General features: G+C 71.1%; 23 protein-coding genes and 1 riboswitch. Of the genes, 17 read left to right on the top strand and 6 right to left on the bottom strand.

Annotated features, from left to right (window positions below; genetic code table 11):
* Positions 1–2: 2 nt before the first annotated feature.
* Positions 3–1,649, top strand: coding sequence for an SDR family oxidoreductase (locus ACP56T_RS15665; RefSeq protein WP_430913066.1), 1,647 nt, complete (start codon positions 3–5; stop codon positions 1,647–1,649).
* A 111-nt stretch (positions 1,650–1,760) separates the two neighbouring features.
* Complete coding sequence (locus ACP56T_RS15660) at positions 1,761–5,213, top strand: SbcC/MukB-like Walker B domain-containing protein (RefSeq protein ID WP_430913065.1); 3,453 nt, start codon at positions 1,761–1,763, stop codon at positions 5,211–5,213.
* Positions 5,214–5,521: 308 nt separating this feature from the next.
* On the opposite strand, the gene ACP56T_RS15655 is transcribed toward ACP56T_RS15660, so the two are convergent.
* On the bottom strand, positions 5,522–5,737 hold the full coding sequence (locus tag ACP56T_RS15655) for a hypothetical protein (protein WP_430913064.1): 216 nt from the start codon (positions 5,735–5,737) through the stop codon (positions 5,522–5,524).
* 433 nt (positions 5,738–6,170) lie between these two features.
* Between ACP56T_RS15655 and ACP56T_RS15650 the strand changes: the two genes are divergently transcribed.
* A complete protein-coding gene (locus ACP56T_RS15650; RefSeq protein WP_430913063.1) occupies positions 6,171–6,446 on the top strand; it encodes a hypothetical protein in 276 nt (91 codons plus the stop codon).
* A gap of 3 nt (positions 6,447–6,449) precedes the next feature.
* Positions 6,450–7,127, top strand: a complete 678-nt coding sequence (locus ACP56T_RS15645) for a J domain-containing protein (protein ID WP_430913062.1) — start codon at positions 6,450–6,452, stop codon at positions 7,125–7,127.
* Positions 7,128–7,294: 167 nt separating this feature from the next.
* Here ACP56T_RS15645 and ACP56T_RS15640 read toward each other — a convergent pair whose 3' ends face one another.
* Positions 7,295–8,824 carry a serine hydrolase gene (locus tag ACP56T_RS15640; protein ID WP_430913061.1) on the bottom strand — a complete coding sequence of 510 codons (1,530 nt, stop codon included), beginning with the start codon at positions 8,822–8,824 and terminating at the stop codon, positions 7,295–7,297.
* 286 nt (positions 8,825–9,110) lie between these two features.
* On the opposite strand from ACP56T_RS15640, the gene ACP56T_RS15635 reads away from it, so the two are divergent.
* The 5 genes from ACP56T_RS15635 to ACP56T_RS15615 all read left to right on the top strand — a co-directional run bounded on the left by ACP56T_RS15635 (position 9,111) and on the right by ACP56T_RS15615 (position 13,503).
* On the top strand, positions 9,111–9,449 hold the full coding sequence (locus tag ACP56T_RS15635) for a phasin family protein (RefSeq protein ID WP_430913060.1): 339 nt from the start codon (positions 9,111–9,113) through the stop codon (positions 9,447–9,449).
* 225 nt (positions 9,450–9,674) lie between these two features.
* A complete protein-coding gene (gene clpS, locus ACP56T_RS15630) occupies positions 9,675–10,034 on the top strand; it encodes an ATP-dependent Clp protease adapter ClpS (RefSeq protein ID WP_430913059.1) in 360 nt (119 codons plus the stop codon).
* Between the two features lie 42 nt (positions 10,035–10,076).
* The gene (gene clpA / locus ACP56T_RS15625) at positions 10,077–12,590 is read left to right on the top strand and encodes an ATP-dependent Clp protease ATP-binding subunit ClpA (protein ID WP_430913058.1); all 2,514 of its coding nucleotides are present in this window, start codon (positions 10,077–10,079) and stop codon (positions 12,588–12,590) included.
* A 187-nt stretch (positions 12,591–12,777) separates the two neighbouring features.
* The gene (locus ACP56T_RS15620; RefSeq protein ID WP_430913057.1) at positions 12,778–13,065 is read left to right on the top strand and encodes a hypothetical protein; all 288 of its coding nucleotides are present in this window, start codon (positions 12,778–12,780) and stop codon (positions 13,063–13,065) included.
* Positions 13,066–13,149: 84 nt separating this feature from the next.
* A complete protein-coding gene (locus ACP56T_RS15615) occupies positions 13,150–13,503 on the top strand; it encodes a hypothetical protein (protein ID WP_430913056.1) in 354 nt (117 codons plus the stop codon).
* Positions 13,504–13,575: 72 nt separating this feature from the next.
* Here ACP56T_RS15615 and nhaA read toward each other — a convergent pair whose 3' ends face one another.
* Together nhaA and tlpA are read right to left on the bottom strand one after the other, a co-directional pair.
* Entirely contained in the window at positions 13,576–14,748 is a 1,173-nt protein-coding gene (nhaA, locus tag ACP56T_RS15610; RefSeq protein ID WP_430913055.1) for a Na+/H+ antiporter NhaA, read from the bottom strand.
* Positions 14,749–14,829: 81 nt separating this feature from the next.
* On the bottom strand, positions 14,830–15,474 hold the full coding sequence (gene tlpA, locus ACP56T_RS15605; RefSeq protein WP_430913152.1) for a thiol:disulfide interchange protein TlpA: 645 nt from the start codon (positions 15,472–15,474) through the stop codon (positions 14,830–14,832).
* 48 nt (positions 15,475–15,522) lie between these two features.
* Here tlpA and argH point away from each other — a divergent pair, with 48 nt between their 5' ends.
* The 3 genes from argH to ACP56T_RS15590 all read left to right on the top strand — a co-directional run bounded on the left by argH (position 15,523) and on the right by ACP56T_RS15590 (position 18,155).
* Positions 15,523–16,914 (top strand): argininosuccinate lyase, encoded by a 1,392-nt coding sequence (gene argH, locus ACP56T_RS15600; protein ID WP_430913054.1) that lies wholly within the window; start codon positions 15,523–15,525, stop codon positions 16,912–16,914.
* A 96-nt stretch (positions 16,915–17,010) separates the two neighbouring features.
* Positions 17,011–17,310, top strand: a complete 300-nt coding sequence (locus ACP56T_RS15595) for a hypothetical protein (protein WP_430913053.1) — start codon at positions 17,011–17,013, stop codon at positions 17,308–17,310.
* 146 nt (positions 17,311–17,456) lie between these two features.
* Entirely contained in the window at positions 17,457–18,155 is a 699-nt protein-coding gene (locus ACP56T_RS15590; RefSeq protein WP_430913052.1) for an invasion associated locus B family protein, read from the top strand.
* Positions 18,156–18,186: 31 nt separating this feature from the next.
* Here ACP56T_RS15590 and ACP56T_RS15585 read toward each other — a convergent pair whose 3' ends face one another.
* Together ACP56T_RS15585 and ACP56T_RS15580 are read right to left on the bottom strand one after the other, a co-directional pair.
* The gene (locus tag ACP56T_RS15585; protein ID WP_430913051.1) at positions 18,187–18,546 is read right to left on the bottom strand and encodes a hypothetical protein; all 360 of its coding nucleotides are present in this window, start codon (positions 18,544–18,546) and stop codon (positions 18,187–18,189) included.
* Positions 18,547–18,935: 389 nt separating this feature from the next.
* Positions 18,936–19,646: an HAD family hydrolase gene (locus tag ACP56T_RS15580; protein WP_430913050.1), complete on the bottom strand. Its 711-nt coding sequence runs from the start codon at positions 19,644–19,646 to the stop codon at positions 18,936–18,938.
* Between the two features lie 151 nt (positions 19,647–19,797).
* Here ACP56T_RS15580 and ACP56T_RS15575 point away from each other — a divergent pair, with 151 nt between their 5' ends.
* The 5 genes from ACP56T_RS15575 (at position 19,798) to ACP56T_RS15555 (ending at position 25,961) form a co-directional block, all read left to right on the top strand.
* Positions 19,798–20,118, top strand: a complete 321-nt coding sequence (locus ACP56T_RS15575) for a PetM family of cytochrome b6f complex subunit 7 (RefSeq protein ID WP_430913049.1) — start codon at positions 19,798–19,800, stop codon at positions 20,116–20,118.
* A 69-nt stretch (positions 20,119–20,187) separates the two neighbouring features.
* On the top strand, positions 20,188–20,844 hold the full coding sequence (gene msrA, locus ACP56T_RS15570; protein ID WP_430913048.1) for a peptide-methionine (S)-S-oxide reductase MsrA: 657 nt from the start codon (positions 20,188–20,190) through the stop codon (positions 20,842–20,844).
* 69 nt (positions 20,845–20,913) lie between these two features.
* Positions 20,914–21,417, top strand: a complete 504-nt coding sequence (locus ACP56T_RS15565; RefSeq protein WP_430913047.1) for a TIGR00645 family protein — start codon at positions 20,914–20,916, stop codon at positions 21,415–21,417.
* Between the two features lie 155 nt (positions 21,418–21,572).
* Positions 21,573–22,802 (top strand): efflux RND transporter periplasmic adaptor subunit, encoded by a 1,230-nt coding sequence (locus ACP56T_RS15560; protein ID WP_430913046.1) that lies wholly within the window; start codon positions 21,573–21,575, stop codon positions 22,800–22,802.
* A 9-nt stretch (positions 22,803–22,811) separates the two neighbouring features.
* The gene (locus ACP56T_RS15555) at positions 22,812–25,961 is read left to right on the top strand and encodes an efflux RND transporter permease subunit (protein ID WP_430913045.1); all 3,150 of its coding nucleotides are present in this window, start codon (positions 22,812–22,814) and stop codon (positions 25,959–25,961) included.
* Positions 25,962–26,053: 92 nt separating this feature from the next.
* Positions 26,054–26,255: riboswitch (cobalamin riboswitch) on the top strand.
* Positions 26,256–26,357: the final 102 nt, after the last annotated feature.

Raw genomic sequence — 26,357 nt, 5'->3', positions numbered from 1 at the left:
CCATGCGCCGGGTCGTCCTCGTCGGTGCCACCGGCGTCTTCGGCAGCCGCCTCGCGGCGCTGATCGCCGCCAATCCTCGTGTCGACCTCGTCCTGGCCGCACGCGGACGCGCGGACCTTGCCGAACTGAAAGCGGCCTTGATCGCCGGCGGTGCCCGCGCCTTCATCGAGACCCGGACCTTCGACCGGCGGGAACCCGGTACGCTCGCCGAACTGGCGCCGTTTCTGGTCATCGACGCCGCCGGCCCGTTCCAGACCGGCGATTATCGTCTGGCGCTCGCGGCCTGCGCCTGCGGCGCGCATTATCTCGACCTCGCAGACGGACGCGCCTTCGTCGCCGGCTTCCCGGCCGCCCTCGAGCGCGCCGCGCGCGCCGCCGGGGTTCTCGCCGTCACCGGGGCGTCATCGACGCCGGCCCTCTCCCATGCCGCCCTCGAACCCCTCGTCGCCGGCTGGCGAAGCATCGACGCCGTGACCGTGGCGATCTCCCCCGGCGCGCGGGCGCCGCGCGGGCTCTCGGTGATCCGGGCGATCCTCTCCTATGCCGGCCGTCCGGTGCGGGTCTTCGCGGACGGGGAGTGGCGGCGGCGGCCCGGCTGGTCGGGCGCCCGCCGACTCGACATGCCGGGCCTCGGACGCCGCTGGCTGTCGCTCTGCGAGACCCCCGACCTCGATCTCCTTCCGGCGCGGTTCCCGATTCGTCGCGAGGCGCTGTTCCTGGCGGGGCTGGAACTCGGCGTCGTGCATCTCGGCCTCGCCGCACTGACCCTGCCGGTGCGCTGGGGCTGGGTGCGCTCGCTCGTGCCGCTGGCGCCGCTGCTGCGGCGGGCGGCGGATGTCTTCGCCCTCGCCGGCTCGGATTGCGGCGGCATGATCGTCTCCGCAGCAGGGCTCGACGGCGAGGGGCGGCGCATCGAGGCGCGCTGGTCGCTGGTGGCCGCCGAGAATGCCGGCCCGAACGTGCCGGCCGCCGCAGCGGCGGCTCTGGTGCGGGGGCTGGCGGACGGCCGCGAGACCCGCGTCGGCGCCATGGCCTGCGTCGGGCTCCTCGACCGCGACGCGATCCTGGCCGAGCTTTCCCATCTCCCGGTCCGCACGCAGGCGGACGAGCGGCTCGCCGACGAGCCGGCCCTCTTCCGGCGCCTGCTGGGGCGGCGATTCGACACGCTGCCGCCCACGGTCCGCGCGGTCCACGGCGCCACCGTGCCAACCTCGCGGACGGGGCAGGCCGTCGCGCGCCTGGGCGCCGGCCTTGCCGCCCGCGTCGCCGCGTCGCTGCTCGGCCTGCCGAAGCGCGGTCGCCACTCGCTCGTGGTGGAGATCGTGCCGGAGGCTGGCGGCGAATCCTGGACCCGCCGGTTCGGTGCCGCGCGCTTCGCCTCCCGGCTGGTCGATACCGGCGACCTCGGCGCGTTCGAGGAGCGCGTCGGCCCGCTGCGCTTCCGCTTCCGGCCCGAAGCGGCCGGGGGGCAGCTGGTCTGGCACTTCTCGAGCTGGAGCCTGCTCGGCCTCCCGCTCCCCGCCTGGAGCGCCCCGCGCGTCAGGGCGCGCTGCGAGGAGGCCGGCGGCCGCTACCGCTTCGTCGTGGCGGTCGCCCATCCCTGGCTCGGGCCGCTCTTCGCCTATCGCGGGCGGCTCGACCAGGCCTGAGCGCGGGGCCGCCTTCGCACAGGCCCGTGCCCCCGCCGCGCTTGTATCCCCGGCGGACTCGCGCCAACTGGACGCCCCCAGATTCCGAGCGGGCCCCCACCGGACCGATCCTTGTACCGCCTCACCGACATCGCCCTCTCGAACTGGTACCTGATCCGGCGCGAACAGATCCGCATCCGGGGCGCGGCGGCGCTCGTCGGGCCGACGGGGGCGGGCAAGTCGACGATCTTCGATGCGGTCGGCACGGTGCTCGCCGGCAACAACGCCAGCCGGCTGGCGCTGAACGCGTCCGCCTCCGGCCGCAGCGCGCGCACCGTGCGCGACTACTGCCTCGGCTGGATCAGCGACCCCGCCGAGGGCGGCCGCCCGACGCGCGAGGCGTGCGAGACGGTCCTGGCGCTGGTCTTCGAGAACCCGGCGAGCGGGCGCGTGGTCTCCTTCGGGCTGGCGCTCGCCGCCCGCTCCGACGAGCAGAAGGAAGAGGTGCTCTCGCGCTTCCTCGCGGTCGGCCACCGCTTCGAGATCGCCGACTACGAGCGGGTGACGCCGGAGGGCAGCTTCACCGCCCCCTGGAGCGAGATCGCCGCCGATCTGCGCCGTAAGGCCGAGCGCTTCGAGGAGTTCCGCACCTCGGGCGAGCGTTTCACCGCCGAGGTGCTGGCGACCTTGCGCGAAGGCTCGCCGGTGCCCGATCCGCGCCATTTTCTCAGGAGCTTCGCCAACGCCGTCGCCTTCAAGCCGATCTTCGATTCGAGCGCCTTCGTGCGCACCTTCGTGCTCGACCCGGAGCCGCTGGACGTCGCCCGCATCCGCACCTCGGTGGAGAACTGGCGCCGGCTGGTGGAGACCATCGGCGAACTGGAGGGCAAGCTCGCGCGGCTGAAGCGCCTGGTGCAGCGCTACGAATCCTGGGGCGACGGCGTCATCGCTGCCGCGAGCCACGAGCTGCGCGCGGCGACCGCCGAATTGCGGCGCAAGATCCTCGACCTTGTCGCCATCCGTACCCGCCTGCGCGAGACCGCCGAGGCGCTGCGCATCGCCCGCGAGAGCGTGACGGCGAGCCAGGGCTTCGTGCGCGACATCGACACCGACATCGCCGAGCGCAAGGCGCTGATGGCGGGCAGCGGCACGCAAGGGCGGCTGGCGGCGGCCGACGCGGCGCTCGCCATGCTGGAGCGCGACCGGCGCGACCTCGCGACCCGCGTCTCCGATCTCGTCGGGTTGACGCAGGAGATGGGCAAGCTCCAGGCGGTGGCCGGCCACCTGCGCCAGATCGCCCCCGAAGCGGCGCGGCTTGCCGACCGCTGCGCCCGCTCGGGCCTGCGCAAGGACGCCCCCGCCGTCGAGACGCTGCGCGCCGACGGGCCGCTGGGCGGTCTCGTCGACGGGCTGCTGCGCCTCCCCGATGACGGCGACGCCCTCGACCGCGCCGCCGAGGACGTGGCGCTGAAGGCCCGCGCCCAGGAAGCGGAGGCCGAGCGCCTCAGCCCGACGCTCTCGGCAGGGCAGGCGGCCCGGCTCTCGCCGGACACCATCGCGTTCCGGGCGGAGCTGGCGCGGCTCGGCATCGACGCCGTGCCGGTCTGCGAGCTCGCCGACATCGCCGACCCGATGTGGGGCCCGGCGCTGGAGGGCCTGCTCGGGCGTGCCCGCGAGGCGCTCGTGGTGCCACCGGACCGGCTGGAGGAGGCGTTCTCCGTGCTCCAGGCCCGGCGCGCCCAGTTCTACCGCTGTCTCCTCGTCAAGACGACGGACACCGCCGGCCGTTCGTCCCGCCGCTTCGACGACGGCGCCATGTCGGTGATCGAGACCGACGACCGCCATGCGGAAGCCTTCCTCGCCGCCCGTCTCGGCGGTTTCGACCTCGCCCCGAACGACGCGGCGCTCTCGCGCATGAGCCGCGCCGTGGCGCCGAGCGGACGCTCGACCGCCGGCATGGCCTATTCCGTGGTCCGACCCGTCGACCTCATGATGACCCGCGGCCAGCGCGGCCCCACCGCCGAGAGCCGGCGCGGCCACGAGATCGCCGTCACCGAGGCGCGCCGCCTGCGCCAGGAGGCGACGCTGTTGCGGGAAGCCTCACGCGTCGCCGCCGGCATCCGCGCCCGCATCGCCCGCGACCCGCCCGATGTCGACGCGCTGCGGGCGGAGGCGGACGGCATCGAGGGCCGCCGCCGGACGCTGACCACCGAGCGCGAGGCCGTCGAGACGCGCGACACCGATGGAATCGCCGCAGAGATCAAGGAGCTCACCGCCGAGCGCATCGCCTATCTGCGCGAGCTCTCCGAGGTGCTCCAGCCCAAGCAGGACAAGCTCCTCAGCGAGGAAGCGCAGCTCGACGCAAGGCTGACATCGGCGCGGGAGGCGGTGCGCGCGGCGCTCGCCGGCCGGCGCGGCGCCCTGGCGCGGCTGCGCACGGGAGATGCCCAACGCATCCGCATGCTGCGCATGGTGGGTTTCGAGGCGGCGGAAGCGGCGGGCGGCCGGGCCGAGCTGCGCGGGCTGGAGCCGCGCGAGGTCTCGGCCGTCGCGGCGTCTGAAAAAATTCTCGCCCAGGAGGCCGCCTCCAACGCCCGCTCGCACGGGCGTGCCGCCGAGCGCGACCTCGCCGAATACTGCGCCCAGTGGCGGATCGAGAACCCCCTCGGCCGCGTCGATTCGGCCAAAGGCGAGGCGCCCGCGACCTTCGGCTACGACTGGGCAAGGCGCGAGCACGACGATGTCGAGGGCCATGCCCTGCGCCGGTATCGCGCCCAGGCCGAGCGGGCCGAGGCCGAGATGCGCCGTCTGATGACGGAGGACCTGCTGACGCGCCTCGCCGACAAGTTCGAGCGCGTCCATTCCCGGCTGGAGGCGTTGAACGAGCGTCTCGGCTCGCAGACCTTCACCGGCCAGACCTACGCCTTCGAGGCGACCGTCGACCGCCGCTACGCCGCCGTCCACGCGCTCGCCACCGAGGTGGCGCGCTCGCCCGACGCCGCGCAGTCGGTGCTGCCGGGAGAGGGAGAGGGCCCGATGGGCGCGGCGCTGGAGGAGATCTCGGCGCTCATCGCCGGCTCGGAGGACGCGGCGCGGCTCGCCGACTACCGCAACTACTTCTCCTACGAGATCGGCATGAAGGACGGGGCGGGCAACCGCACCACCATGTCGAGCCGGGCGCTGCGTGGCTCCGGCGGCGAGGCGCAGGCGCCGTTCTACGTCGCCATCGCCGCCTCGCTCGCGAGCGCCTACTATCCGGGCGACCGGCCGGGCGACGAGAATCCGGGGCTCGGCCTCTGCCTCCTCGACGAGGCGTTCTCCAAGCTCGACGTGAGGAACAGCCAGGCGCTGGTCGATCTCTACCGGGCCTGGGGTCTGCAACTTCTGATCGCGGCGCCCGAGGACAAGCGCACGACCCTCACCGAGGTGATGGACACCGTCGTCACCGTCTACAAGAGCCCGGACCTCGCCTCGGTGCGGATCGAATCGGAGCATCCGCTGGAGGCGGCCAAGCGCGCGCTCGCCGCCATCAACCCCGAGCGCGTGGGCATCGAGGGATTTCGCGGTCGCGACGCGGCGGAGTGAGAACGGGCCGTGATCGGCCGGATCGCGCGAAAAAGACGTCGCCGGCTGGCGCGATCGGGAAGACGCCAGCCGGCGAAGACGGCCGGAATGGGCGGAGGACCGCCGCTGGCCATGAGCCAGATTAGCGGGAGCAGAGCGCCGGGGCACTTGGACAAGCCGAAGATATGCGCGTCCGGCGGGGGATAGGGCGTTTTCGCCGGCCGAGCGTGGCATTCAGCACACGCTCCGCGAGCAGAGGGCCGGCGAGGAGCGGGGATCTCCGCGCGGGCTGTCCGCGCGATCCGTCCCCGCAATCCCCGCAATCGGCGTCAGTTGAGGTAGGTGCGGATCCAGTTCGGGGAGAGGATCTCGCCCTCTTCCGTGATGATCCAGGGTTGCTTGGCCGGATCGGTCAGCGCGCCGGCGGCGGCGGCGATCGCCTCGCGCAGGGTGTCGAACCGCGTGGGCTGGGCCAGCGGGGAGCTCGCCGGCACGGTGCGCCAGATCGTCAGATCGGCGGGACGTTCGAGAGCCTCGGTTTCCATAACGATATGTTCCTTCCGAACAGTGGTGGTCCGCTCAGGCGCGGCTCGCAGGCCGATATGCCGTGCGAGCTCGAGCGGCCCGTACTTGAAAGCGAATGGAAGCATCTCTGGGGCGGCTTTGCGATTTTTCCGGTCGCATCGCTGCGCTCGGACATGGTTTCGACGCAAACAATACGCGGTGCGCAGCGTGCCTGGGACACAAAGCGCCTCGCGGCCGCTCCGGGATGCTCTCCGTTGACGTACGAAGATTGTCTCCCTGAGGGATGACCATTTCGTTAGCTCGGCTACAGCTGCCCTACCGTGCGTTGCCGCACATCGGCCGGTCATCGCCTATACGGTTGCCGGTCTCATGCTGAACGACCAATTAAGAGCGGCGTCCGCATGCGGACGGGCGTGCCCGCCGTGTCGGGCGGATCACAGGGGGCGGGCGGACGTGAGGGGATCGAACCGGGCGGGCCGCCTCGCGGCCGGAGCGGCGGCGGGCATCGCCGCCTGTCTCGCGGTCGCCTGCGCGACGGCGGCCGAGGGGCCCCGCTCCCGCCTCTGTCCGCAGGACGCGCCAGAGGGCGTGCGCCTGCCGCCCCGTGCCGGCTGCGACACCGTGACCGATCGCCAGCGCGCCGAGGCGAGCGGCTTTCGCGACCTCGGCAACGGCGTGACGCTCCGGGTCGGCGGCCGCAGCCGACTCGACATTTATACCGGGCGCTAGGGCATGGCCCTGCTCGCCGGCCTCGCCGCCTGTTTCGCGCTGTGGTGGTATTGGACGCGGCGCGGCTTGGCGTTTCCCGCCGGGTTCGCGCGGCAGGCCCCCGGCTGGATCGCGCTCGCCCTCGCCGGAATCTGCCTGATGCGTGGGCGGCTCGATCTGGCCCTCGTCCTCGGGCTTGCCGGGGCCTGGCTCATCGACGAGCCGGCCGGGCTCGCCCGACGGGTGAAACGTCTGCTCGCCCCGCCCCCCGGCGTGATCGCCTGGTCGGCCGGGCCGCCGGGGGCGCCCCCGGCGGGGACGGTGAGGGCGGGTCCGTTCGCGGGAGCCCGGCTCGACGCGCTCGGCCTTCCCGCCCTGCGAGACCTGCTCGCCCTTTGCAGGTTGCGCGAGCCCGCCTCAGCGGGGCCCCTGGAGGCTTATCTCGACCGCCGGTACCCCGGCTGGCGTGTAGACGCTCAGCGAGATGCCGACCCGCGGCCGGGCCGTCCGGCGAAGCCAGGGGCGATGTCGGAGCAGGAGGCCTATGAGGTCCTGGGGCTTGAGCGCGGGGCGTCCCCAGAGGAGATCCGCGCGGCGCACCGGGCGCTGATGAAGCGCCTCCACCCCGACCAGGGGGGCAGCGCCGAACGGGCGGCGCGGGTCAACGCGGCTCGGGACAGGCTGACGGACCGACATCGCTGATACTCCACGCGCGTGCCAGGGGACGAATGCTGGTGACGGCGAAAGCGGGCGCTCTCGATGCCCTCCGCGTCACGGAGGAGCACCCGGCCTTCGTCGTGGTTCGTGCTTGTCGGATCGCCGGGGCGGGGACGGCCTGAACGAGGCCGACGCCGGACCGGCGGAGGGCGTCAACTCCGCGTGGCGAAGCAGTTGAAGCCGCGTCCTTTCAGGACCTTGCAGGCGTCCTGGGCGGAATCCTGCTCGGTGAAGCCGGAGAACCGCGCCCGGAACAGCGTGGCGCCGCCATGCTCGACCTTCACGGTGTAGGGGGCGGCCTTGGCCAGCGTTCCGCCGGCCTGCGAGCGGGCTTCCGCCAGCATCGACTTGGCCTTGCCCTCGTCGTCCATGGCGCCGAGCTGGATCACCCAGGGGGTCGGCACCACGCGCGGACCGCTGGCGGCGAGCGGCTTGGGGGCCTCCGCGCGGGCGGGCTGGCTGTCGACGGAGGCGAGCCGCGCCTCGGTCTTGCCGGAGGCGGAGGTCGGGAAGGGCGCCTGCGCCGGGGAGGGCGCGTAGGCCTGAGCGGTCTTCGGAAGCGAGGCGTTGCCGCGCTGGCCGGCGCTGCCCGGCGTCGTCGTCGCGGCGCGGGCGGGCATGATCTGGAGCGGCTGGCCTGCATCGGTCGAGTTCGTGGTCTCGACCTCGTCGTCCTCGGCCGAGGCGACCTGGGTGCGGGTGCGCGAGAGCCCGTCTGCGACGACGGCCGGGCGGGTGCGCTCGGCGATCTCCGTCGCAGGCGCCGTCTGGCGGGCGCCGGCATAGGCGCGCGGCAGGCTGGAGCGCACGAGATCGGCCATGATCCGGTCGCGGCTGGCGCCCGACTTGCCGCCGAGCACGATGGCGACGATCTGGCGGTCCTCGGATTTCGCCGCCGTCATCAGGTTGAAGCCGGAATCGCGCGTGTAGCCGGTCTTGATGCCGTCCACGCCCTCGACATTGCCGAGCAGGTGGTTGTGGTTGCCGATGACCCGGCCGCGGAAGGCGAAGGAGCGGGTCTGGAAGTAGCGGTAGTAGCGCGGGAAGCGGTCCTGGATGGCGCGGGCCAGGATGGTGAGGTCGCGCGCCGTGGTGATCTGCTCGGCATCCGGCAGGCCCGAGGCGTTGGCGTAATGCGTGCGGCTCATGCCGAGCGCGCGGGCCTTGGCGGTCATCATCTCCGCGAAGCGCTCCTCCGAGCCGGCGATGTTCTCGCCGATGGCGCAGGCCACGTCGTTGGCGGACTTGGTGACGATGGCCTTGATCGCGTCCTCGACCTCGATGGTCGAGCCGGGGCGAAGGCCGAGCTTCGAGGGCGCCTGCGCGGCGGCGTGCGCCGAGATCGTGAGCTCCGAATCGAGGGCGAGCTTGCCCCGCTCCATCTGCTCGAAGAGCATGTAGAGGGTCATCACCTTGGTGATCGAGGCCGGGTGGCGTAGCGCATCCTCGTTGACCGCGTGCAGGGTGCGGCCCGACTTCACGTCGACCACCATGGCGGCGTAGGGCGGGTTGTAGCCGCCGCTCGAACGGGCATGGCCGTGGCCGTGGTGCCGGCCGCGCCGGGCGTCGGCGGGGGAGGTGATCGCGGCGAGGATCGCGGCGGCCGCCAGCGCGGCGGGAAGAACGCGGGACGCGGCCTTGGAGCCCGGAGCGGCGTCGGAGCAGCTCGATACGCTACGCATCACCACAGACCGCCCCCGCCCGCCATTCCGACCTTCGCCGGACCGCATCGCACCATCCCGGCGGAGCGACGCATGAAGGGCGTCGTGGCCCCGCCACGTCTGTCAAATACCGTAGGTCGGCGCGGTTACGTGGGGGTTAACGGATCGCGGCGCTTTCGAGGCATGTCGGGGCCGGCGCCCCCTGGACAGGCGATGCTGCGCTGCACACATCTTGCATGGACGATGCGTGAGGGCCTCGCGGGCCCCGCCGCAGGCGTTCCAGCCCGGCTCCGAACGGAGAGCAGCCATGACCCGTCCCATCGCGACGACCGCCGACCCGATGAAGGCCGCAGGGGCCGGTATGCAGGCGATGCTGAAGAGCGCCGGCTCGGCCGCCCGCGTGAGCCAGGCCATCGGCATCGAATGGGTCTATTTCGTGCGGCAGTCCGTCGAGCAGTCGACGGCCGCCGCCAAGACGCTCGCCAAGGCCGACAGCCTCCCCAAGGTCCTGGAGATCCAGGCGGAATACGCGAAGGGCTCCTACGAGCGGTTCGTCGCGCAGGCGGCCACGTTCCAGGACCTCTTCACCGGGCTTGCCGCCGAGATGGCCAAGCCCTTCCAGATGGCATCCGCCAGGGCGGCGTGACACCGTCGCGGCGCCGGGCATGGGTGGCAGGGCATGGGCGTTTGCGCGCAGCCGACTGGCGAAGCGGCGGGGCGCCCTATAGATTGCCACGATGCGGACACGGCTCACGATTACGCCGAACGTGCGCCGCCGCGAAACGGGGTCGGTTCGATTAAGATGTCACAGGTTCCGATGCGGAGCGGGGCGGGCCTCGGTGAGGTTTCGCGTCACTCCGCCGAACGCAGGATGCCGCGAGGCCCGGTCCCGGTGACGGCGGCGGGGAACCCGCGCGTGCCCAACGGCGACGACCGCGCCAACACGGCGATCATCACCCGCACCAAGCCGCGCACCAAGCGGCCGAGCCTCTACCGGGTGCTGCTGCTCAACGACGACTACACGCCCATGGAGTTCGTGGTGCATGTGGTCGAGCGGTTCTTCAACAAGTCCCACGACGACGCCTACCAGATCATGATGCACGTCCATCAGAACGGCGTCGGCGAGTGCGGGGTCTTCACCTACGAGGTGGCGGAGACCAAGGTGACGCAGGTCATGGACTTTGCCCGCAAACATCAACATCCTCTCCAGTGCGTCATGGAAAAAAAGTAGGCCGCCCGCTCCGAACAGGCCCTCAAGCAAAGGCTCTTCGCATTGCCCAGCTTCTCCCGCAGCCTGGAACAAGCCCTTCACCGAGCCCTCGCGCTCGCCGGCGAGCGCCGGCATGAATACGCGACGCTCGAGCACCTGCTGCTCGCCCTCGTGGACGATCAGGACGCCGCGGCCGTCATGCGGGCCTGCAACGTCGAGATCGACGCGCTGAAGCGCAGCCTCGTCGAATACGTCGACACGGAACTCTCGAATCTCGCCGGAGACGGGCGCCAGGACGCCAAGCCCACGGCGGGCTTCCAGCGCGTGATCCAGCGCGCGGTCATCCACGTCCAGTCCTCGGGCCGCGAGGAGGTGACGGGCGCCAACGTGCTGGTGGCGATCTTCGCCGAGCGCGAGAGCCACGCCGCCTATTTCCTGCAAGAGCAGGACATGACCCGCTACGACGCGGTCAACTACATCAGCCACGGCATCGCCAAGCGGCCCGGCGCATCCGAGTCGAAGCCCGTGCGCGGCGCCGAGGAGGAGAGCGCCTCCGAGCGGCCGAGCGGCGAGGAGGGCGAGAACCGGCCCAAGAAAAAGGGCGACGCCCTCGATGCCTATTGCGTCAACCTCAACAAGAAGGCCCGCGACGGCAAGATCGACCCGCTGATCGGCCGTCACGCCGAGGTGGAGCGCACGATCCAGGTGCTCTGCCGCCGCCAGAAGAACAATCCGCTGCTCGTGGGCGATCCCGGCGTCGGCAAGACCGCCATCGCCGAGGGCCTGGCGCGCAAGATCATCCAGCACGAGGTGCCCGAGGTGCTGGAGGACGCCACCGTCTTCTCCCTCGACATGGGCACGCTGCTCGCCGGCACCCGCTACCGGGGCGATTTCGAGGAGCGCCTCAAGCAGGTGATGAAGGAGATCGAGGCCCACCCGAACGCGATCATGTTCATCGACGAGATCCACACCGTGATCGGCGCGGGGGCGACCTCGGGCGGTGCGATGGACGCCTCGAACCTGCTGAAGCCCGCGCTCGCGTCGGGCACGCTGCGCTGCATCGGCTCGACCACCTACAAGGAGTACCGCCAGTACTTCGAGAAGGACCGCGCCCTGGTGCGCCGCTTCCAGAAGATCGACGTCAACGAGCCGTCGGTGCCGGACGCCATCGAGATCGTGAAGGGCCTGCGCCCCTATTTCGAGGAGTTCCACAAGCTCAAGTACACCACCGATGCCGTGAAGGCGGCGGTGGAGCTGTCGGCGCGCTACATCAACGACCGCAAGCTGCCCGACAAGGCCATCGACGTCATCGACGAGACCGGCGCCTCGCAGATGCTGCTGCCTGAGAACAAGCGCAAGCGCACCATCGGGGTGAAGGAGATCGAGGCCACCATCGCGACGATGGCGCGCATCCCCCCGAAGACCGTCTCGAAGGACGACGCCGTCGTCCTCAAGAACCTCACCGAGAACCTCGAGCGGGTGGTCTACGGCCAGAACGGCGCCATCGAGGCCCTCACCTCGGCGATCAAGCTCGCCCGCGCCGGGCTTCGCGATCCCGACAAGCCCATCGGCTCCTACCTGTTCGCGGGTCCCACCGGCGTCGGCAAGACCGAGGCCGCCAAGCAGCTCGCCGCCTCGCTCGGCGTCGAGATGCTGCGCTTCGACATGTCGGAATACATGGAGCGCCATACCGTGAGCCGCCTCATCGGCGCGCCTCCCGGCTATGTCGGGTTCGACCAGGGCGGCCTGCTGACCGACGGCATCGACCAGCATCCGCATTGCGTGCTGTTGCTCGACGAGATCGAGAAGGCCCACCCGGACCTGTTCAACATCCTGTTGCAGGTGATGGACCACGGCAAGCTCACCGACCACAACGGCAAGTCGGTGGATTTCCGCAACGTGATCATCATCATGACCTCGAATGCCGGCGCTTCCGACATGGCGCGCTCGGCCTACGGGTTCACGCAGGCCAAGCGCTCGGGCGACGACGTCGAGGCGATCAACCGGCTGTTCGCGCCGGAATTCCGCAACCGCCTCGACGCGATCATCTCCTTCGGCCACCTGCCGAAGGAGGTCGTCGCCAAGGTGGTCGACAAGTTCGTGCTCCAGCTCGAGGCGCAGCTCGCCGACCGCAACGTCACCATCGAGCTCTCCGACGAGGCGCGCGACTGGCTCGTCGCCCATGGCTACGACGACGCCATGGGTGCCCGCCCCATGGCCCGGCTCATCCAGTCGACCATCAAGACGCCGCTTGCCGACGAGGTGCTGTTCGGCCGTCTCAAGGACGGCGGCGCGGTCAAGGTGGTCGTCCGCAAGCCCGAGGATGCCGAGGCCAAGGCCGGCAAGAAGGACACGCTGGCCTTCGAGTTCCCCGCCGGCCCCGTCACGCCGAAGCCCGAGAAGGATGTCGAGAACGCCGAGCGCAAGCGCAAGCGCGCCAAGCCCCGCACGGCCTCCCGCAAGAAGACGCCGAAGGACAAGGGCGGCGGCTCGGAGGGCAACGGGCCGGGCGGCGGTCCCTCGGGCGGCTCCGGCGGGGTGCGCACGGTGCCGAAGGTGCCGCTGGTCCGGGCCTGACGCGGGGGCAGGGCGGCTGCGTCGTCGGCGCCACGCCCGCGATGCAATCGACCGGGGGCGCTTTCGCCAGGGCTCTCCGGCGGTTAGACCGTGCGCCACATCGTCCTCTCGGCTCGCGCGGCGGGGAGGGCGCGGCGGCACGGTCCCCGCGGCGGCGCGCCGCCCGCGGGCTTGAGGGAGGGGCATCGTGATGAGCGAACTGCATGAGGGCCCCCTCACGCCCGTCGCCCAACATCAGAACGGCCCGCTGATCGCCCCGCCGCAGAAGCCGAGCCGGCGCGAGGAGCGTCGCCGCCGGCGCAGGCGGCGTAAGCGCGGCGAGGAGATCCTGGCCTGGGTGCTGGTGCCGTTGATCGTGTTCGGCATCTATCTGGCCGTCACCACCACCCTCGACTTCCTCGGCACCTCCCCCGGACAGGTCTGGGACCAGCTCATGCAGGTCAAGGCGATGATGGAGAAGCGCCGCCCCTCCTGAGCGTCGCGTCTTGATCTGGTCCCGTTGGCGGTTTGTTAAGCACCCTGCGGTTTAGTCGTCCCGATCAATCGGGAGATTTTTGGCGTGCGCGCGATCAGCTCATTCGGACTGCCCGTCCGCGGCCTGCGGGCTGCCCTCACCCTCTCGCTGCTGCTGGCAGCGGGCAGCCAGGGCGCGCTCGCCCGCGACGGCGCCAATGCCGCCCTGATCGGGGGCCTGGCGGGCGGCGTGCTCGGCGGCGTCGCGGCGGGCGCCATCATCAACGGCGCGCAGCCGGCCCCGCCGCCGCCGGTCTACCGTGCGCGCCCCGTCTATGTGGAGGAGCAGCCCGAGGTGATCGTGCGCCGTCCCCGCGAGCCGGTCTGCCACTACGAGCGCCGCAAGGTCTGGCTCGACGATCAGGAGTTCACCTTCAAGCGCGTCGAGGTCTGCGAGTAGGTTTTTCGCAGGCACCCGGAGAGTATCGGAGCCGTCCCCTGGGGACGGCTCTTTTCGTTCGGCGGTCCGCCTTCACACCGGCGGGCGCGCCGGGCTCCGTCCCTTCGCGGCGAGCAGGACGACGGCGCCGGCGAGTCCCGAGAGCAGCGAGCCCGCCAGCACCCCGAGCTTGGTCTCGGTCTCGTGCAGGCCCGGCGCGAAGGCCAGCCCGCCGATGAACAGGCTCATGGTGAAGCCGATCCCGCAGAGCAGGGCCACGCCGTAGACCTGCCCCCAGGAGGCGCCCGCCGGCCGCGCGGCGATGCCGGCCGCGACCGCGAGCCGCAGGCAGGCGAAGATGCCGATCTGCTTGCCGAGGAACAGGCCGGCCGCGACCCCGAGCGTCACCGGATCGCGCAGCGCGCTCGGCGAGAGCCCCCTCAGATCGACGCCGGCATTGGCGAAGCCGAAGACCGGCACGATCAGATACGTCACCCAGGGCGTCAGCCCGTGCTCGAGGATATGGAGCGGGGAGGCGGCATCGTCGGGCGCGCCGGGGCTCGGGCGGATCGGGACGGTGAGCGCCAGCAGCACCCCGGCGACGGTGGCGTGAATGCCGGAGCGCAGCACCAGCACCCACAGAATCACCCCGAGGATCAGGTAGGGGGCGAGCCGCGTCACTCCGAGGCGGTTCATCGCCACGAGGGCGGCGAGCACGGCGGCGGCGAGCCCGAGCATCAGCGGATCGAGCCCGCTCGTGTAGAACAGCGCGATGATGACGACCGCGCCGAGATCGTCGACGATGGCGACCGCGCTCAGAAAGATCTTGAGCGACACCGGTACCCGCCGGCCGAGCAGCGCCAGCACGCCGAGGGCGAAGGCGATGTCGGTCGCGGCCGGAATCGCCCAGCCGCGCAGCGTGTCGCCCCCCCGGTTGAGCGCGACATAGACCAGCGCCGGCACCGCCATGCCGCCGAAGGCCGCCAATCCCGGCAGGATGCGGTCGGGCCAGGTGCGCAGGCGCCCGTCGAGGGCCTCGCGCCTGATCTCCAGGCCGACCAGCAGGAAGAACGCCGCCATCAGGCCGTCGTTGATCCAGTGCAGCAGGCTCAGCGGGCCGAGAGACAGGTGGAGCGCGTGGGCATAGGCGCCCCCGAGCGGCGAGTTCGCCACGATCAGCGCCAGCGCCGCCGCCGCCATCAGCACGAGTCCGCCCCCCGCCTCGCTGACGAGGGCGGTGCGGATGGCGGAGAGCGGACGCTTCATGACCGCCCGGTTGCCCGGCTTTGCCGGGGAGTTCAAGCCCGGACGCGGGCCGCCGGATCGATCATGCCTGGAAGGAAGCGGTCAGGAGCCGGCTCCGAGCGCGGCGCGGATCAGGCGCTTGGCGTCCTCGCCCGACCATTCGGCCGGGCCCTTCATCACGCCGAGGGTGCAGCCCTTGGCGTCGACCAGCATCGTCGTCGGCAGGCCCGGCGAGCCGGTGTCGCGCTGGACGATGGGCAGCACGCGCCCGCCGGGGTCCGCGTAGAAGGCAAGCCGCGCGATGCCCGCCTCGGCCAGCCATCTCGGCGGCTTATCCAGATTGCGGGTGTCGACATTGATCGCGACGACGGCGAAGTCGCCGCCGCCGAGGGCGCCCTGGAGCCTGTCGAGGGCCGGCATCTCGGCCTTGCAGGGCGCGCACCACGTCGCCCACAGGTTCACCAGCAGCAGCTTGCCCTTCAGGTCGGCGAGCGCGATCTCGGCGCCCTCGCGGTCCTTGAAGGAGAGGGCGGGGGCGGGCCTCGGCTCGGCCAGCGCCTGCATCGCGGCGACCTCGCCGCGCGCGGCGGCGTCGACCCGGCGCGCGGCCTCCGCCGAGCCGGCGCAGGGGGCGGCGGCCTGCGGGGCGTTGCCGCCGGTCGGCCGTGTCCCGTATAGGGCGAGGCCGGTGCCGATGGCCGCGACGACGCAGGCCCCGGCGGCCAGGACGATCCTGCGGGACGGCATCATGGCTGCGGTTCCCGGAATGGATGCGGCGGAAGGGTTCGTGACGACATGAGCAACCGGATGTGGGGTGGCCGCTTCGCCAGCGGACCGGCCGAGATCATGGAGGAGATCAACGCCTCCATCGGCTTCGACAAGCGGCTCGCGCCCCAGGACATCCGCGGCTCACTGGCGCATGTGGCGATGCTCGGCAAGGCCGGCATCCTGCCTCCCGCCGACGTGGAGGCGATCACGGCCGGGCTGAAGGCGGTGGAACGGGAGATCGAATCCGGCACCTTCGCCTTCCGGCGCGATCTCGAAGACATCCACATGAACGTCGAGAGCCGGCTGACCGAGATCGTCGGGCCGGGGGCGGGACGTCTCCACACCGCGCGCTCGCGCAACGATCAGGTCGCCACCGACATGAAGCTGTGGGTGCGCGACACCCTCGACAGCCTCGACGCCCAGGTCGCCGACCTCCAGAAGGCGATGGCCGAGAAGGCGCTCCTGCACGCCGGCACGGTGATGCCGGGCTTCACCCATCTGCAATCGGCCCAGCCCGTCACCTTCGGCCATCACCTGATGGCCTATGTCGAGATGCTCGGGCGCGACCGGGGCCGGTTCCGCGATGCCCGCGCCCGCCTGAACGAGTGCCCGCTCGGCGCCGCCGCGCTCGCCGGCACCTCGTTTCCCATCGATCGGCATGCCACGGCGGCGGCGCTCGGCTTCGACCGGCCCACCGCCAACTCCCTCGATTCCGTCGCGGACCGCGATTTCGCGCTCGAATCCCTGTCGGCCGCCTCGATCTGCGCCGTGCATCTCTCGCGCTTCGCCGAGGAGCTGGTGGTCTGGACCTCGGCGCAGTTCGGCTTCGTGCGGCTGTCGGACGGCTACACCACCGGCTCCTCGATCATGCCGCAGAAGCGCAACCCCGACGCGGCGGAGCTCGTGCGCGCCAAGGCGGGCCGCGTCATCGGCGCGCTCACCGGGCTTCTCATCGTGATGAAGGGCCTGCCGCTCGCCTATTCGAAGGACATGCAGGAGGACAAGGAGGGCACCTTCGACGCGCTCCAGGCGCTCTCGCTGTGCCTCGCCGCCATGACGGGCATGGTGCGCGACCTCGAACCCGTGCCCGAGGTGCTCGCGCGCGCGGCCGGCTCCGGCTACGCCACCGCCACCGATCTCGCCGACTGGCTGGTGCGCGAACTCGGGTTGCCCTTCCGCGAGGCGCATCACGTCACCGGCCGTCTGGTAGGGGTCGCCTCGGCCAAGGGCGTGGGGCTGGAGGAGCTGTCGCTGGCCGAAATGCAGCAGGCGGAGCCGCGCATCACCGACGCGGTCTACGCGGTGCTCGGCGTCGGGAACTCGGTGGCGAGCCGCACCAGCTACGGCGGCACCGCACCCGGCAACGTCACGGCGCAAGCCGAGCGCTGGCTCGCCGCGCTCGCTGGGGACAAGCCCTGAAATCCTGCGGAGAAACTTTGGCCCGCATCGTGCGTTCATGGTCCAGCTAGGTGAGCTTGGCTAAAGCTCCGTTCCAGCACATCGGAGAGCACTGGGATGCCCGTCGAAAGTTGGATCGCGCCGGACGATGCGCCGGCCATGGCCGCCGCGGCCTCGGAGATGATCGACGCGGTTCTGGCGAACCGCGGCGCGCTCACGCAAGCCGTCTTCTGGTCCACCATCCGCAAGGCCTACAACACGCCCTACAACCCGCCGCCGCCGCGCAAGCGCCCGCAGCCGGCACCCGTCGCCCTGCCGGATGCCGTCGCGGTCGTCGTCGACGACACGCCGCCGCTGCCCATCGCGGCCATGGCGATGGCGGTCCAGGCCGGCCAGATCGAGTCCCACGCCGGCTGATCCCGGCGCCGGGTTTTCCGGCCGCGCCAGCCCCGAGCCTTGCGGAAGGGGCGCTCACGCTTCACACAGGGCGCGCCCGGCCCGGCCGTTCGCCGAGGATGCCGGAGTCGGGACTATTCGTCGCCCGGCGCCTTCAGGATGTGCCGATGCATCGCATCACCCGTCGCGGCCCCGCCGCGCTCGTCGCCCTGTCCGTCCTCGCTTCCGCCGGGCCCGTGACGATGGCCGGTGCCGGCTTGTGGCCGGGCCGTGCCGTCGCGCAGGAGGCCGAGCCGGAGGCGGCGCCCGCCGCCAAGTCCCGGCGCGGCCGCAGGCATGCCGAGCGCGCTTCGAAGACGCCCGCGACGCCCCCCGGCATGCAGCAGGCGACGCCCCTGGCGATCTTCGGAGACTGGAACGTCTTCGCCAGCGGCCAGGGCAGGACCCGGCTCTGCTACGCCATCGCGCAGCCGCAGACCCGCAGCCCCAAGACCCTGAAGCGCGACGGCGCCTATCTGTTCGTGACCGTCCGCAAGGCCGAGAACGTGCAGAACGAGGTGGCCGTGATGCTCGGCTTCCCCTCGAAGCCCTCGGCGGCGCAGGCGAAGCCCGGCTCGCCCTACAAGCCCACCGACCCGACGCTCAGCTTCGGCAACAGCCGCTATCCGCTGGTGATCAAGGACGGCAACGCCTGGCTCCAGAACCCGGCGGAGGAGGCGAAGGTGGTGGCCGAGATGAGCGCCGCCGCGCGCAACCCGAAGCTCTCGATCACCACCACCTCGATGCGCGGAAACCCGACCAGCGACGAATACGCGCTGGCCGGGTTCGCGGAGGCGATGAAGCGCACCCGCGAGGAGTGCAAGTAGACGAGGCGTACAAGTAGACGAGGCCCGCGCGTCAGACCGCTTCGAGCAGGCGCTGCGCCGGCACGTCGCGCCGCCGGTCCGTCCGGGCATGGTTCTGGAACCGGGCGCGCGCGGCCTTCGCCGCCTGCTCGACGCTGCGGAACATCGTCCCGTCGAGGATGTCGACCTCGCGGGTCGAGGAGAAGAAGCGCACGCCGCCATGCTCCGGCACGGCGATGCCCGCCGCGATCTCGCCGATCTCGATGATGCGCGCCGGCGGCGGCCCGGCGTGCGGGCGATCTTTCACGAGGCGGTTCTGGGCGCGCGCCTCCAGATGATCGCTGAAGAGGTCGGTTTCGGACGTGAGGGAGCCTCCGGCGAAGGCCGGTGCGAAGATGTCGAGACGGGGCATGGAAATTCTCCGAGGGGCCGCGCTCGGGCGGCCTTGAGCAGGTGTCGAGGAAGCTGGAAGGCGAGGGCCTGGGCGTCAGCGTCGACAGCAACGGCACAACCCGCGCGAGGAGCGGCGGGCGTTCGAAGAGATGAGCGTCAGGTCGATGGCGGTCACGGCAAGTCCTCCTTTCGGCGAAGGACCACGAGGCACGAACGCTTCGCGGCGCTTTAGCGTTTGGTGACGCGGCGCAAGCTACACACTTCAAATCACCGCGGGCGGAGGGCGCGAAAACATCCCGCCGACCCGTTCAAGATGGCGGCGAAGTGCTTCTCCGTCAACGGGAAACATCTTTCGAATGCGGCCGGAGGCATGGGAGAAAACCCGTTCCGGCTCAGCTTATCGGAGGCTCATCCTCCGATGGCCATGCCGAGCGCGGCCGGCAGGTCGGCATGGGCGGTCAGCACCCGCTCGGCCCCTGCCTCGAGCAGATCGGCGCCGGAGCGGTCATGCGCCCAGTGGCCACCGCCGCTGAAGCCGAGCACCCGCATCCCCGCCGCGCGGGCGGCGGTGACGCCGGGCACGCTGTCCTCGATCACGACGCAGGCGCCGGGCGCGACGCCCATGATCGCCGCCGCGTGGAGGAAGAGATCGGGAAACGGTTTTCCACGCGCCACCTCGCTCGACGAGAAGACGCGGCCCTCGAACAGCGGCAGCAACCCGGTGAGCGTGAGGGAATGCCGCAGCCGCACGGGATCGCTGCTCGACGCCACGCAGGTGGCGACTGGGAGCGCCCGCACCGCCTCGGCGATACCCGTCATCGCCTCGAGGTCGCGGTCGAAGGCGGCCAGCGTGTCGGCCTTCACCTCGGCGACGAACCCCTCGGGGGCGACGATGCCGGTCTGCGCCTCGATGGCGGCCATGATCGAGGTCATCGAGGTGCCGGCGAAGCGCGCCCGCACGGTCTCCACGTCGATGTCGACGCCGATGCGGTTCAGGCCGGCGGTAAGGCGGGCGAGGCTGATCGGCTCGCTGTCGATGAGCACGCCGTCGCAATCGAAGATCACGAGCGCCGGCCGCGTGGCCGTCGCGGTGGAATGCGCGCCGTCCGTGCCGCTCACGCCGTCGCTCCTCGCCATCCCCTGTGCGGGGCTGCTCTGGCACGGCTTGCCGCTGCGACGCAACATGCGTCGTGCTCCGCTTGCGAAGCCCGCCGGCCGCCCGTACTCCGGGCGTGACGCACCGCGGGTGCCTCGTTCCGAGCCCGTCACGATGGTCCGTTTCCTGTTTCGCCTCGTCGGGACGCTGCTGCTCGCGGGCGGGTTCGTCGCGCTCGTCTATGACGGCGCCCGCTCCGTCGCGAATAACGGCCTGCGGGTGACGCCGCTGAGCGAGCTGCTGTTCACGCTGTTCAAGGACAAGGCCGGGGCTCTGCAATCCACCGTCGAGTCCGTGGCGCCCTGGCTCTGGCAGGTTCTGGTGATGCCGCTGACCCTGGCGCCGGCCTCGGTGCTCGGGCTCGGGCTCGGCGCCTTCCTGCTCTGGCTCGGCCAGCCGGCGCGCGAGCCCATCGGCTTCCTGACGCGCCCCTGAGGAGGCTTCATTCGGGGGCGCCGCATCACCATATCGGGCGCAGACCCGGTTCTATCCGAGAGGCCGCCGATGTTCCTCTTCCGCAAGCGCCCCGTGATGCCCGCCGCCGCCGAGGCCCTGCCGGGCCGGCCGGTGCCGCTGCCCACCGCCGAGCGCCACTTCGTCAACGGCAACCCGCTCAAGGGACCCTATTCGCAGGGTCTGGAGACGATCGTGCTCGGGTTCGGCTGCTTCTGGGGGGCGGAGCGCAAGTTCTGGCAATTGCCCGAGGGCGTCTACGTGACGGCGGTGGGCTATGCCGGCGGCTTCACGCCGAACCCGACCTACGAGGAGGTCTGCTCGGGGCAGACCGGTCATAACGAGGTCGTGCTGGTGGTCTTCGATCCGGCCGTGCTGCCGCTCGCATCCGTGCTGAAGACCTTCTTCGAGAGCCACGACCCGACGCAGGGGATGCGTCAGGGCAACGACGTCGGCACGCAGTACCGCTCTGGCATCTACCTGACCGACCCGTCGCAGCGGGCGACCGCCGAGGCGGTGCGGGATGCCTATGGCGAGGCCCTGAAGGCTCGGGGCTACGAGGACATCACCACCGAGATCGTGCCGCTCCGGGAATTCTACTTCGCCGAGGACTATCACCAGCAGTATCTCGCCAAGAACCCGGCCGGATACTGCGGCCTCGGCGGCACCGGCGTGAGCTGCCCCATCGGTACGGGCGTGGCCGCGTAGGCGCGGCTTGCCGCTCCGCTTGGAGCGTGCCACACCCCGCCGCGTCTTGCGGCGGGGATGATGTCGAACATGCTGGAACGGGCCTTCGAACGGGTTCTCTTCGCGAGCCGGTGGCTGCTGGCGCCGTTCTACGCGGCGCTCGGCATCGGGCTGATCGTGCTGCTTGTGAAGCTCTTTCAGGAGCTCGCCCATTTCATCCTGCACGCGCTCGAATCGAACGAGTCGCAGACGATCCTCGGCGTGCTGACGCTGGTGGATCTGTCCTTCACCGCCTCGCTGCTGATTATCGTCATGTTCTCGGGCTACGAGAACTTCGTCTCGAAATTCGATCACGCGGACCACAAGGACTGGCCCGAGTGGATGGGGACGATCGACTTCACCGGCCTCAAGCTGAAGCTGATGTCGTCCATCGTCGCGATCTCGGCGATCCAGCTCCTCAAGGCATTCATGGAGGTGAAGTCGGCGAGCGACCGCGAGCTCGGCTGGTTGGTGGGCATCCACATGATCTTCGTGATCTCCGGCCTGCTGATGGCGCTGACGGACCGCATGGCGGCGGGTCATCACGATCACTGACGGGCTCGTCGGCGGGGCTCCGTAGACGGCCGGACGATTTGGCTCGGGACCGCGAGGCCGCCGGGGTGTAGCATCCTGCCCGGAGGACGGGTGCCATGAAATCGCCGGGCTGCGCGTCGAAGAGGCCGGCTCCCCCGTTTCGGCAGCGCCGAAGGATGCCCGCCGTGATCCGAGCCTTCCCGCTCCTGCCGCATGCCTGCCGGAGCCTCGCTCTCGCCGGCGTTCTCGGCCTTGCGGCGATCGGCCCGGCTTCCGCCGTCGAGACGGCGGCGGTTCCCGATGCCGCGACCCTCGCTCCCGTGGTGAGCGTGGTCCTGGCCGAATCGCGCGAGATCGTGGAGCGGGCGGTGGTCACGGGCACGCTGGTGCCGCGCGACGAGATCATGGTCTCGCCCGAGATCGAGGGCTACCGCATCACCGAGCTTCTGGTGGAGGAGGGCGACCGGGTCGCCAAGGGGCAGGTGCTGGCCCGCCTCTCGCGCGAGATGATCGAGACCCAGGAAGCCTCGAACGCCGCGGCCATCGCCCGCGCGGAAGCCGCCATCGTCCAGGCGCGGAGCCAGATCGTGCAGGCCGAGGCCGCCCAGGTCGAGGCGAAGCTCTCGCTGGAACGCACGCAGGCCCTCGTGAAGACCGGCAATGCCACCGCCGCCGTTCTGGAGCAGCGCGTCTCCACGGCCCAAGGAGCGGAGGGCAAGCTCGCCGCCGCGCGGGGCGGGTTGCAGGGCGCGGAAGCCGACCTCGCCACGGCCAAGGCGCAAGGCGCCGAGATCGCGCTGCGCCGCGCCCGCTCCGAGATCCGCGCGCCGGAGGCCGGCATCGTCAGCCGCCGCACCGCCCGTGTCGGCGCCACCGCGACCGCCATCGGCGAGCCGCTGTTCCGGCTGATCGCGCGCGGCGAGATCGAGCTCGAGGGCGACGTGCCCGAGACCGCGATGCCGCGCCTCAGCGTCGGCGATCCGGCCCGGCTCGACCTCGAGAACGGGCGCAAGCTCGAGGGCCGCGTCCGCCGGATCTACCCGGAGGTCGACCGCATGACCCGGCTCGGCAAGGTCCGCATCTCGCTGAAGGAGGACGCGTCCCTGCGCATCGGTGCCTTCGCGCGCGGAACCGTCGAGGTCGCCCGGCGCACGGGCGTGGCGGTGCCCGTCTCCTCGCTGCTCTTCGCGGGCGATGGCGGCGCCAGCGTGCTCGTCGCCAAGGACGGCCGGGTCGAGGCGCGCAAGGTCGTGACCGGCCTCTCCGCCGAGGGCGTCGCCGAGATCCGCGCCGGCGTCGCGGCCGGGGAGGCGGTGGTCGCCCGCTCGGGCAGCTTCCTGCGCGACGGCGACCGCATCCGCGCCGTGCCGGCGGCCGCGCGTGCCGCCGACGCCGCGACGCGCTGAGGGCGAGCGATGCGCCTCAACGTCTCCGCCTGGGCGATCCGCAACCCGCTGCCGCCCCTGGTGCTGTTCCTGGTGCTGATGGTGCTGGGCCTCGTCAGCTTCCGCAGCTTGCCGATCACGCGCTTCCCCAACATCGACATCCCCATCGTCTCTGTGACGATCACGCAGGCCGGCGCCGCGCCCTCCGAGTTGCAGACCCAGGTGACGAAATGGGTCGAGGATTCCGTGGCGGGCGTGAAGGGCGTCAAGCACATCCTCTCGACCATCACCGAGGGCTCCTCGATCACCACCATCGAGTTCCGGCTCGAGGTGAACACCGACCGCGCCGTCAACGACGTCAAGGACGCGGTCTCGAAGATCCGCCTCAACCTGCCGCGCACCATCGACGAGCCGATCATCAACCGCGTCGAGATCGCCGGCCTGCCGATCATGGTCTACGGCGCCTCCGCGCCCGCCATGACGCCCGAGGACCTGTCCTGGCTCGTGGACGACGTGATCGCGCGGCAGATCCAGGGGGTGAAGGGCGTCGGCGGCGTCGAGCGCCTCGGCGGCGTGGCGCGCGAGGTCCGTGTCACCCTCAAGCCCGACCGGCTGCTGGCGCTCGGCATCACGGCGGCGGACGTGAACCGTCAGCTCCGCCTCACCTCCGCCGACATGGCGGGCGGGCGCGCCGAGGTCGGCGGCCAGGAGCAGTCGATCCGCACGCTCGCGGCCTCGGCCAGCCTCGACACGCTGGCGGCGACCTCCATCGTCGTGCCGGGCAACCGCAAGGTGCGTCTGGACGAGTTGGCGACTCTCGCCGACACCTCGGAGGAACCGCGCACCTTCGCCCGGTTCAACGGCGAGCCCGTGGTCGCCTTCGCCATCTCGCGGGCCACGGGGGCCAGCGACGCCGAGGTGGCCACGGGCGTCGCGAAGAAGATCGCCGACCTGAGCAAGGCCAATCCCGGCGTCCATTTCGACCTGATCGACACCTCCGTCACCAACACGGTGGGGAATTACCACTCGGCTATGCTGGGGCTGCTCGAGGGCTCGGCGCTGGCCGTGATCGTGGTGCTGCTGTTCCTGAAGGACTGGCGCGCGACGCTGATCGCCTCCATCGCCCTGCCGCTCTCGGTGCTGCCGACCTTCTGGGTGATGAGCGCCCTCGGCTTCTCCCTGAACGCCGTGAGCCTGCTCGCCATCACGCTCGTCACGGGCATCCTCGTCGACGACGCCATCGTCGAGATCGAGAACATCGTCCGGCACATGCGCATGGGGAAATCGCCCTACCGCGCCGCGCTGGAGGCCGCCGACGAGATCGGGCTCGCGGTCATCGCCATCACCGCGACGATCATCGCGATCTTCTCGCCGGTGTCCTTCATGGGCGGCATCGCGGGCCAGTATTTCAAGCAGTTCGGGCTCACCATCGCCGCGGCGGTGTTCATGTCGCTGCTGGTGGCACGGCTCATCACGCCGCTGCTCGCCGCCTATTTCCTGCGCGACCACGGGCCGGACCATACCCGCGAGGGCCTGGTGATGCGGACCTATACCCGCGTCGTCGCCTGGTCGGTCCGGCACAAATACATCACGCTGGTGGCCGGGCTCGCCTGCTTTGCCGCCTCGATCATGTCCACGGGCCTGCTGCCGGCGGGCTTCCTGCCCGCGGAGGACGCGGCGCGCACGCTCTTCGTGGTGGAGCTGCCGCCGGGCGCCAAGCTTTCCGAGACGACCCGCGTCACCGACACGCTGGTCGAGAAGATCCGGGCGTTGCCGGAGGTACGCAGCGTCTTCGTGGATGGCGGCCGCCAGTTGCCGGGCAAGAAGGAGGTCCGTCTCGCGAGCCTCACCATCAACCTGACGCCCAAGAACGAGCGCCACCGCACCCAGAAGCAGGTCGATGTCGAGGTCGGCGAGATCCTGCGCCAGGAGCCGGACATCCGCTTCTGGGCGCTCCGCGAGGGCGGCCAGCGCGACCTCGCCCTCATCATTGCCGGGCCCGACAAGGCGGTGGTGGCCGATGTCGCGGCGCGTCTCCAGCGCGAGGCGGCCGGCGTGCCCCATCTCGTCAACGTCATCTCGACGGCGCCCCTCGACCGCACCGAGATCCGCATCACGCCGAAAGCCGGCGTCGCCGCCGATCTCGGTGTCTCGACGGACCTGATCGCGGAGACGGTCCGCGTCGGCACCATCGGCGACATCGGCGCCAACCTCGCCAAGTTCAACGCGCGCGACCGGCAGGTGCCGATCCGGGTGCAACTGCCGGAGAGCATGCGCGGGCATCTCTCCGAGATCGAGACCATGAAGGTCCCGGTGAAGGGGGGCGCCGCCGTGCCGCTCTCCACCGTCGCCGACCTCACCCTCGGCCAGGGCCCCACCGCCATCGACCGCTACGACCGCTCCGTGCGCGTCGCCATCGAGGCGGATATGCGGGGCTCGGACGCGCTGGGTTCGCTCATCGCCAGCGTGATGGCCCTGCCGGCTGCCAGGAACCTGCCCCCCGGCGTCACCATCAGCCAGACGGGCGATGCCGAGGTGATGGGCGAGGTCTTCGAGGGCTTCGCGCTCGCCATCGGCGCCGGGCTGATGATGGTCACGGGCGTGCTGGTGCTGCTCTTCGGCAACTTCCTCCAGCCGATGACGATCCTGTTCTCGCTGCCGCTCTCCATCGGCGGCGCCATCCTCGGCCTGCTGATCTTCAACAAGCCGATCTCGATGCCCGTCGTCATCGGCATCCTCATGCTCATGGGCGTGGTGACGAAGAACGCGATCATGCTGGTCGACTTCGCCGTGGAGGAGATGCGCGCCGGCGTCGACCGGGCCACGGCAATCGTGGATGCCGGCCGCAAACGCGCGCGGCCCATCGTGATGACCACCATCGCCATGGCCGCCGGCATGGTGCCCTCCGCCATGGCGCTCGGCATCGGCGGCGAGTTCCGCGCGCCCATGGCGATCGCGGTGATCGGCGGGCTGATCGTCTCGACGGGCCTGTCGCTGCTTTTCGTGCCGGCCTTCTTCGTGCTGATGGACGACCTCTCGCGCCTGTTCGTGCGGCTCTTTTCGCGCTTCGTCGGTGCCCGCGACGAGCCGGACGGCGAGCCGGATTTCACGCGCGTCGGCGATCCGGCCAATGACGAGCATCCCCCCGCCTATCGGCCGCCCCGCGTCGCGGCGGAGTAGGGAGCCGCCGGGGCGCGTGTTTCCCGATTGTGCTCGGCGCGCCACAACCCACGGCCGCGTGCTCGGGCCGATTGACGCGGCCGCCACCCGCCTCCTACCGTGAGGGCGACGGTTCCTCGCGAGAGGATCAAAAGGGAACGCGGTGAGGGGTTTTGCCCCGATGCCGCGGCTGCCCCCGCAACTGTAAGCGGCGAGCCCTCCGCCACCCGTGTCACTGGACGAGCCTCGTCCGGGAAGACGGTGAGAGGGCAGCGACCCGCGAGCCAGGAGACCTGCCGTCAGTCGTGGTCACACGCGAAACGCGTCGGGCGGGGTGTCCTGGCGGGTGTCGAAGCGCCCGGCTGCCTGCGTGCATCCCGTGTGATCCGGCCTCGTTCGCGGTGACGTGCCACTGCC

The organism is Methylobacterium endophyticum, from assembly GCF_050591105.1.
In the GTDB taxonomy this organism is placed as follows: Bacteria; Pseudomonadota; Alphaproteobacteria; order Rhizobiales; family Beijerinckiaceae; genus Methylobacterium.
The sequence above is the reverse complement of the archived record's forward strand: the minus strand, read 5'-3'. Positions and strand labels throughout refer to the sequence as shown.

What these genes read in the sequence shown, in the direction of transcription:
- ACP56T_RS15665 (WP_430913066.1), top strand. Translation starts at nt 3, where the DNA reads ATGCGCCGGGTCGTCCTCGTCGGTGCCACCGGCGTCTTCGGCAGCCGC.
- ACP56T_RS15655 (WP_430913064.1), bottom strand. Translation starts at nt 5,737, where the DNA reads ATGGAAACCGAGGCTCTCGAACGTCCCGCCGATCTGACGATCTGGCGC.
- ACP56T_RS15645 (WP_430913062.1), top strand. Translation starts at nt 6,450, where the DNA reads ATGGCCCTGCTCGCCGGCCTCGCCGCCTGTTTCGCGCTGTGGTGGTAT.
- ACP56T_RS15640 (WP_430913061.1), bottom strand. Translation starts at nt 8,824, where the DNA reads ATGCGTAGCGTATCGAGCTGCTCCGACGCCGCTCCGGGCTCCAAGGCC.
- ACP56T_RS15635 (WP_430913060.1), top strand. Translation starts at nt 9,111, where the DNA reads ATGACCCGTCCCATCGCGACGACCGCCGACCCGATGAAGGCCGCAGGG.
- clpS (WP_430913059.1), top strand. Translation starts at nt 9,675, where the DNA reads ATGCCGCGAGGCCCGGTCCCGGTGACGGCGGCGGGGAACCCGCGCGTG.
- nhaA (WP_430913055.1), bottom strand. Translation starts at nt 14,748, where the DNA reads ATGAAGCGTCCGCTCTCCGCCATCCGCACCGCCCTCGTCAGCGAGGCG.
- tlpA (WP_430913152.1), bottom strand. Translation starts at nt 15,474, where the DNA reads ATGCCGTCCCGCAGGATCGTCCTGGCCGCCGGGGCCTGCGTCGTCGCG.
- argH (WP_430913054.1), top strand. Translation starts at nt 15,523, where the DNA reads ATGAGCAACCGGATGTGGGGTGGCCGCTTCGCCAGCGGACCGGCCGAG.
- ACP56T_RS15595 (WP_430913053.1), top strand. Translation starts at nt 17,011, where the DNA reads ATGCCCGTCGAAAGTTGGATCGCGCCGGACGATGCGCCGGCCATGGCC.
- ACP56T_RS15590 (WP_430913052.1), top strand. Translation starts at nt 17,457, where the DNA reads ATGCATCGCATCACCCGTCGCGGCCCCGCCGCGCTCGTCGCCCTGTCC.
- ACP56T_RS15585 (WP_430913051.1), bottom strand. Translation starts at nt 18,546, where the DNA reads ATGCCCCGTCTCGACATCTTCGCACCGGCCTTCGCCGGAGGCTCCCTC.
- ACP56T_RS15575 (WP_430913049.1), top strand. Translation starts at nt 19,798, where the DNA reads ATGGTCCGTTTCCTGTTTCGCCTCGTCGGGACGCTGCTGCTCGCGGGC.
- msrA (WP_430913048.1), top strand. Translation starts at nt 20,188, where the DNA reads ATGTTCCTCTTCCGCAAGCGCCCCGTGATGCCCGCCGCCGCCGAGGCC.
- ACP56T_RS15565 (WP_430913047.1), top strand. Translation starts at nt 20,914, where the DNA reads ATGCTGGAACGGGCCTTCGAACGGGTTCTCTTCGCGAGCCGGTGGCTG.
- ACP56T_RS15560 (WP_430913046.1), top strand. Translation starts at nt 21,573, where the DNA reads ATGCCCGCCGTGATCCGAGCCTTCCCGCTCCTGCCGCATGCCTGCCGG.
- ACP56T_RS15555 (WP_430913045.1), top strand. Translation starts at nt 22,812, where the DNA reads ATGCGCCTCAACGTCTCCGCCTGGGCGATCCGCAACCCGCTGCCGCCC.